This is a genomic window from Vibrio sp. V23_P3S9T160 (genome assembly GCF_963886625.1).
Taxonomy (GTDB): Bacteria; Pseudomonadota; Gammaproteobacteria; order Enterobacterales; family Vibrionaceae; genus Vibrio; species Vibrio anguillarum.
Genome location: NZ_CAWPDB010000080.1, coordinates 1 through 5727 on the forward strand (window position 1 = coordinate 1; position 5727 = coordinate 5727).

At 42.2% G+C, this 5727-nt stretch carries 9 protein-coding genes; 2 read left to right on the top strand and 7 right to left on the bottom strand.

The annotated features are described in order from the left end of the window. From AACU59_RS04395 to AACU59_RS04425, 7 genes are all read right to left on the bottom strand, one after another. Positions 1–126: nucleotidyltransferase family protein (locus AACU59_RS04395; protein ID WP_202598847.1), on the bottom strand; the 126-nt coding region annotated here is incomplete at its 3' end. Positions 127–294: 168 nt separating this feature from the next. Beyond that, entirely contained in the window at positions 295–459 is a 165-nt protein-coding gene (locus AACU59_RS04400; RefSeq protein ID WP_141195608.1) for an Eag protein, read from the bottom strand. 994 nt (positions 460–1453) lie between these two features. Further along, entirely contained in the window at positions 1454–1696 is a 243-nt protein-coding gene (gene brnA, locus AACU59_RS04405) for a type II toxin-antitoxin system BrnA family antitoxin (protein ID WP_010320361.1), read from the bottom strand. Continuing rightward, positions 1683–1949, bottom strand: a complete 267-nt coding sequence (locus AACU59_RS04410) for a BrnT family toxin (RefSeq protein WP_010320360.1) — start codon at positions 1947–1949, stop codon at positions 1683–1685. The genes brnA and AACU59_RS04410 overlap by 14 nt, the downstream gene beginning before the upstream one ends. A 186-nt stretch (positions 1950–2135) precedes the next feature. Beyond that, the gene (locus AACU59_RS04415) at positions 2136–2477 is read right to left on the bottom strand and encodes an SH3 domain-containing protein (RefSeq protein ID WP_094145274.1); all 342 of its coding nucleotides are present in this window, start codon (positions 2475–2477) and stop codon (positions 2136–2138) included. A 151-nt stretch (positions 2478–2628) separates the two neighbouring features. Beyond that, positions 2629–3018, bottom strand: a complete 390-nt coding sequence (locus AACU59_RS04420) for a VOC family protein (protein WP_000491261.1) — start codon at positions 3016–3018, stop codon at positions 2629–2631. 202 nt (positions 3019–3220) lie between these two features. Next, complete coding sequence (locus tag AACU59_RS04425; RefSeq protein WP_161437709.1) at positions 3221–3694, bottom strand: hypothetical protein; 474 nt, start codon at positions 3692–3694, stop codon at positions 3221–3223. A 775-nt stretch (positions 3695–4469) separates the two neighbouring features. On the opposite strand from AACU59_RS04425, the gene AACU59_RS04430 reads away from it, so the two are divergent. Together AACU59_RS04430 and AACU59_RS04435 are read left to right on the top strand one after the other, a co-directional pair. Continuing rightward, positions 4470–4712: a type II toxin-antitoxin system Phd/YefM family antitoxin gene (locus AACU59_RS04430; protein WP_000557292.1), complete on the top strand. Its 243-nt coding sequence runs from the start codon at positions 4470–4472 to the stop codon at positions 4710–4712. Positions 4713–4730: 18 nt separating this feature from the next. Further along, entirely contained in the window at positions 4731–5048 is a 318-nt protein-coding gene (locus AACU59_RS04435) for a type II toxin-antitoxin system RelE/ParE family toxin (RefSeq protein ID WP_001180240.1), read from the top strand. Positions 5049–5727 lie beyond the last annotated feature (679 nt).

Below are 5727 nucleotides of genomic sequence, written 5' to 3' on the forward strand. Positions count from 1 at the left end.
GTCCCAGACAAGGTTTCGCACAAAACCTGCGGCTATGTAGCACTGAGGCAATTCAAGCTGGTAAACACATTCCAGTGCTTCAAATCGAACGGGATCTTTTCTAACTAAATCAACGATAGTATCCATTTTTCACCTTGCGCCATAACGCCGCATTAAGGTGTGAGCAACGCTACCACAACACCTAACCATACCACCTTAAACACAAAACCCAACGATGGCATCAAAAATGCCAAGCGTTGGGAATCACTCTTAAATGCTTTGTTATGTGTATTAACACAGCTTTGTTACTGGAGTTTATTCATCTTCATCAGCATCTGCCTTTTGCTGAAATTCAGTCCACCAACCAGTATATTTACAGTCTGCACAAATAAGATCTTGAGTGTCCTGCCCCATGATCTTTTCTTTGTAGGGTCTAGTTGTTGAACCACACTTGGGGCAAACAGCTCCTGCTCTTTTCATATTGAAACCTTATATTTTCAATGGATCAAAAATCAACAAGATCCTGTTTTCCCATCTGTGCGCCCTGAAATAAGAGTAACTGTTGGAGACATGGATGCACGTGCTTTATATTCACAATGACATTCTGGACAATAGTACTCTTCTGGCTCTTCGTGTCCTTTTTGACCAGGAACACTTACATGAAAAACTGCACCACAGTGACATGTTTGCTCACGACTAGATTTCTCGTAACCATAATTAGCTTCATATGGGTTGCTCAATTGATATAACCTCCACTTATCAAGAACATAACGATTATAACTAACTTTGTTGCATATAATTGTGAGCGAAATTGGATTTAATATACATAACGCCCGGCTAAGGGGTTGACAACGCACCGCCGAACTTAAAAAACACACTATAATCACTGAACTTCAATTTTGCACTAAAGCCGCCACGCGTTGGCAATCCCTCTTGAGCCGTTTGTTATGCAAATTCAATGAGATAAACCGAATTTACACGACCAAAAGCCACGATTGCAATGGTTGAGTGATTCAAGAATCAACCCAAGTAAGAACTGCGATAAATAAGCTGCCAAAACAAAGCTCACCTTTCAGCAACAAACCAAGCTTTTGGAACAGACAAGTTCAACGGGCGAAATCTTCAGCAAGTACAAAATGCTCGATAAACTTACCCTTTCCACACTTTGCGCACGCTGAATTGGCAACAAACCAGCACCAAAACTCATTGAGGCAAACAAAGAACCTTGCCTGTTTTACGGTTTAAGTTAACCACGAATTTGAGGGTTAAAATGCTTATTTGCCGACAACACAAAACGAATAGCAGGAGAAATCCCAAAAGATTGAACCCCTAAATTTACCTGAGTTGCATAACGCCCGCTTAAGGGGCAGCCAACGCTACTACCAACTTTCCGCATAGCACCGTAACCACAAAAACCAACGCATAGTAAAAATGCCACGCGTTGGCTGTCCCTCTTGAAGCGTTTGTTAGCCGTTTAGTTTGAAGTGTGGTGATGAGCTACATTTTCAAGCCTTTCAGCTAGCCAAATCTTGATAATCGACTGTCGTGTAACACCTACTCGGTTAGCTTCACGATCTAGTGAATCTAACATCCATGAGGGGAAATCAACATTTACCCGTTTCTGCTTTTGCATTGGACGCTTAACTTTAGATAAATCTAGATCACCTAAAATGTCATCGTCACTTTCAAACTTGGCATCAAACTCATGCGCTTTCATATAAGTTCACCTCCGCTTTACGTGAACGTCTGACTGAAATGATCCTAATATTTAGTCCACGGTATGTAATGACGCCAGACCAATGCTTACCATTTAACATGCCGATGACCAAATACCTAGGTTCATCACTTGTGTTTGCAGGGATCTCGATAAGATCAGAGTCATTCCACAAACCTTGAGCTGTATAGAAATCAATTCCATGTTTCTCAAAATTTGACCTGCTTTTATTTTCATCAAATTCGAATTTCGTCATGAGTAAAAATTACACCCTTTTTACTCATTTTGCAACTTACACTTTGGCTAATGATTATGAAAACGGCTAACGCCCGCCTAAGGGGCTGGCAACGCATAACACAACACTCAAACACAACAACCGTAACCACCGCGGCTCATTGGGACTGGAAACGCCGCGCGTTGACAGTCCCTCTTGAGGCGTTTGTTATGTGCGTTTTACCGTTTTCACAGGAACCCAACCCACTTCACCTGTTGAACGCGACACTCTGTACCAAGAATTAAGTTCAAACAAGACTGTCAGCTTTTCTCCAAATTGAGTATTGAGCTCTACAGCATCGTAATCATGCAGCAGTATGCCTTTCTTAGTGCCTGAGATCGGCTCGATATATTGAGCTGGAGTCCAACCTTGTACACCTGAATCTGTAGCAACGAATATCCAATTAGGAAACTCATCATCCATTTCTCCAAGTTGAACCTCAACGCCTTGCTTCAAATAAATAGGATTTGGATATTCAGATGTATGTTCTTCAACAACAATAACTTCCATGAATTTCTCCAAAGCACATAACGCCCGCCTAAGGGGCTGGCAACGCATAACACTAAACTCAAACACAACAACCGTAACCACTTCGGCTCATTGGGACTGGAAACGCCGCGCGTTGACAGTCCCTCTTGAGGCGTTTGTTATAGCGGTGCTTTTAGTTGCCCGTGGACATATGATGTGTTGCACATAGCTTATTGCCTGCAGGATCTCGTAAATAAGCTAAATACATTTTTCTTTGTCCACTCGTTCTGATACCCGGAGGATCTTCACAAGCAACTCCACCATTTGCTAAACCGGCTGCATGCCATGCTTCTACTAACTCTGGGCTACTAACTTTAAAGCCAATTGTCATCCCATTACCATGCGTAGCAGGTTCACCATTTACTGGTTTAGTAATACCAAGCACACCGTCTTGGTTTATGTAGAGACAGCGGCCTTTAGCGTCAATAACACCCGCCGGATAACCTAACACCGACAATATGGCATCATAGAAAACCTTTGACTTTTCAATATCATTTGAGCCGATCATGATGTGACTAAACATACTTGTTCCTTTTGTTGAGCAAAGTCAGAATTTACTCTGAGGCATCGATTGAGCAATGTCTAGGTTGAAATGTGAGATAAGCTATAACGCCCGGCTAAGGGGTTGACAACGCACCGCCGAACTTAAAAAACACACTGTAAACCCTGAATTTCAATTTTGCACTAAAGTCGCCCAGCGTTGGCAATCCCTCTTGAGCCGTTTGTTAGGTTTTGGGTGCTACATAATCCATCGAATCTAGAAAATTTTGCATTGCCCTACTCCTCGGAGAAGAAACATAAAATTTACCTAACTCTAACTCAAACTCCCACCAATTAGACTTTAATAACCCACGATTTCTCCAGAACGGGTGAATCCAGCAGAATTGAAGCATTGCTATTCCATTACAATCTTTCTCAAAACCAGCAGCCCCAACTACATATTGTCTAGTGTCGTTTACGTCTTCATCAAAAAGATCATCTGTGAAAGTGAATACTTGTAGATCGTGCCAGCACTCATCAGTGACATCCATCGAAAATCCATCTGAACACTCAATAGATTGATAACGCCTAATTTGAACAATACATTCTTTTTGCCATAGATCAGAGTCAATACTTACCCATTGATCAAATCTCTGGAAACATTTTGCAGCTTGAGGACGAATTATAAATTTCACTTTCGCATCATCATACAAGTCCATTATTACCTCACCTCGATGTAAATACTTACCGAAAAACCTAACGCCCGGCTAAGGGGTTGACAACGCACCGCCGAACTCAAAAAACACACTGTAAACACTGAACTTCAATTTTGAACTAAAGCCGCCACGCGTTGGCAATCCCTCTTGAGCCGTTTGTTATGCAAATTCAATAAGATAAACAGAATTTACACGACCAAAAGCCACAATTGCAATGGTTGAGTGATTCAAGAATCAAACCAAGTAAGAGCCGTGATAAATGAGCCGCCAAAACAAAGTCCACCTTTCAACAACAAACCAAGCTTTTGAATCAGGAAAACTCAATAAGCAAGACTTTCAGCAAGTGCAAAATGCTCGATAAACTTGCCCTTTCCACACTTTGCGCCCACTGAATTTACAACGCGCCAGCGCTAAAACTGATTGAGGCACACAAAGAACCTTGCCTGTTTTACGGCTTGAGCGAACCACGAATTTGAGGGTAAAAAAGCTCATTTGCCGACAACACAAAACGAATGGCCGGAGAAACCTAAAAAGATTGAACCCCTAAATTTACCTGAGTTGCATAACGCCCGCCTAAGGGGCTGGCAACGCATTACCACCAAACTTAAACGCAACAACTGCAACCACCGCGGCTCATTGGGACTGGAAACGCCGCGCGTTGACAGTCCCTCTTGAGGCGTTTGTTAGTTTGCTTTCACCCAAATCGTGCGATTTAATCATTTTAAACACTTCGCACCATGAGCTATACTCTTTCAAACTTTGAGTGAGGAGCCTAGTTATGCACACACTAACAGCAAATGATGCTAAACGAAATTTTGGTGAACTTCTTCTAAGCGCACAACGCGAACCTGTCATCATCAGCAAAAACAGTAAGAATACTGTCGTTGTCATGTCCATTAAGGACTTTGAAGAACTTGAAGCAATGAAACTCGATTATCTCAAACACTGCTTTGAGTCTGCTCAGAAAGACTTAGATAGTGGCAAAACCGTTGATGGTGCCACTTTTCTAAACACCCTTTGATTGAGCGTTTACCTCAATATGCAAAATAAACAATATAAGCTCAGCCAATTAGCCCAAGAGCACTTACTCAAGATTAAACACTACACCATTGAAAATTTCGCTGAAGCGCAGTGGCAAAAATATAAGTCGACCTTGCTTTCAGGTTTCCAAACTCTAGCGGATAACCCAGGACTAGGAAAAAGCTGTGAAGATATTTACCAAAATGGTTTTTACTTTCCAGTGGGGAAACACATGGCTTATTACACCAAAGAAGCAGACTGCATTCTCATTGTTGCGGTATTAGGGCAATCACAACTGCCCCAAAAGCATCTCAAACAGTCACGCTTTGTTTCTTAGTCTCCGATTGCAAACTAACGCCCGGCTAAGGGGTTGACAACGCACCGCCGAACTCAAAAAACACACCGTAAACACTGAACTGCAATTTTGCACTAAAGTCGCCAAGCGTTGGCAATCCCTCTTGAGCCATTTGTTATGCAAATTCAATGAGATAAACCGACTTTACACGACCAAAAGCCACAATTGCAATGGTTGAGTGATTCAAGAATCAACCCAAGCCAGAGCCGTGATAAATAAGCCGCCAAAACAAAGCCCACCTTTCAACAACAAACCAAGCTTTTGAATGAGACAAACTCAACAAGCAAGATTTTCAGCAAGTACAAAATACTCGATAAACTTGCCCTTTCCACACTTTGCGCCCGCTGAATTGGCAGCAAGCCAACGCTAAAAATGATTGAGGCAAACCAAGAATCTTGTCTGTTTTACGGTTTGAGTTAGTCACAAATTTGAAGGCGAAAATGCTCATTTGCCGACAGCTCGAAACGAATGGCCGGAGAAATCCCAAAAGATTGAATCCCTAAATTTACCTGAGTTGCATAACGCCCGGCTAAGGGGTTGACAACGCACCGCCGAACTCAAAAAACACACTGTAAACACTGAACTTCAATTTTGAACTAAAGCCGCCACGCGTTGGCAATCCCTCTTGAGCCGTTTGTTATGCAAATTCAATGAGATAAAC

What these genes read in the sequence shown, in the direction of transcription:
- AACU59_RS04400 (WP_141195608.1), bottom strand. Translation starts at nt 459, where the DNA reads ATGAAAAGAGCAGGAGCTGTTTGCCCCAAGTGTGGTTCAACAACTAGA.
- brnA (WP_010320361.1), bottom strand. Translation starts at nt 1,696, where the DNA reads ATGAAAGCGCATGAGTTTGATGCCAAGTTTGAAAGTGACGATGACATT.
- AACU59_RS04410 (WP_010320360.1), bottom strand. Translation starts at nt 1,949, where the DNA reads ATGACGAAATTCGAATTTGATGAAAATAAAAGCAGGTCAAATTTTGAG.
- AACU59_RS04415 (WP_094145274.1), bottom strand. Translation starts at nt 2,477, where the DNA reads ATGGAAGTTATTGTTGTTGAAGAACATACATCTGAATATCCAAATCCT.
- AACU59_RS04420 (WP_000491261.1), bottom strand. Translation starts at nt 3,018, where the DNA reads ATGTTTAGTCACATCATGATCGGCTCAAATGATATTGAAAAGTCAAAG.
- AACU59_RS04425 (WP_161437709.1), bottom strand. Translation starts at nt 3,694, where the DNA reads ATGGACTTGTATGATGATGCGAAAGTGAAATTTATAATTCGTCCTCAA.
- AACU59_RS04430 (WP_000557292.1), top strand. Translation starts at nt 4,470, where the DNA reads ATGCACACACTAACAGCAAATGATGCTAAACGAAATTTTGGTGAACTT.
- AACU59_RS04435 (WP_001180240.1), top strand. Translation starts at nt 4,731, where the DNA reads ATGCAAAATAAACAATATAAGCTCAGCCAATTAGCCCAAGAGCACTTA.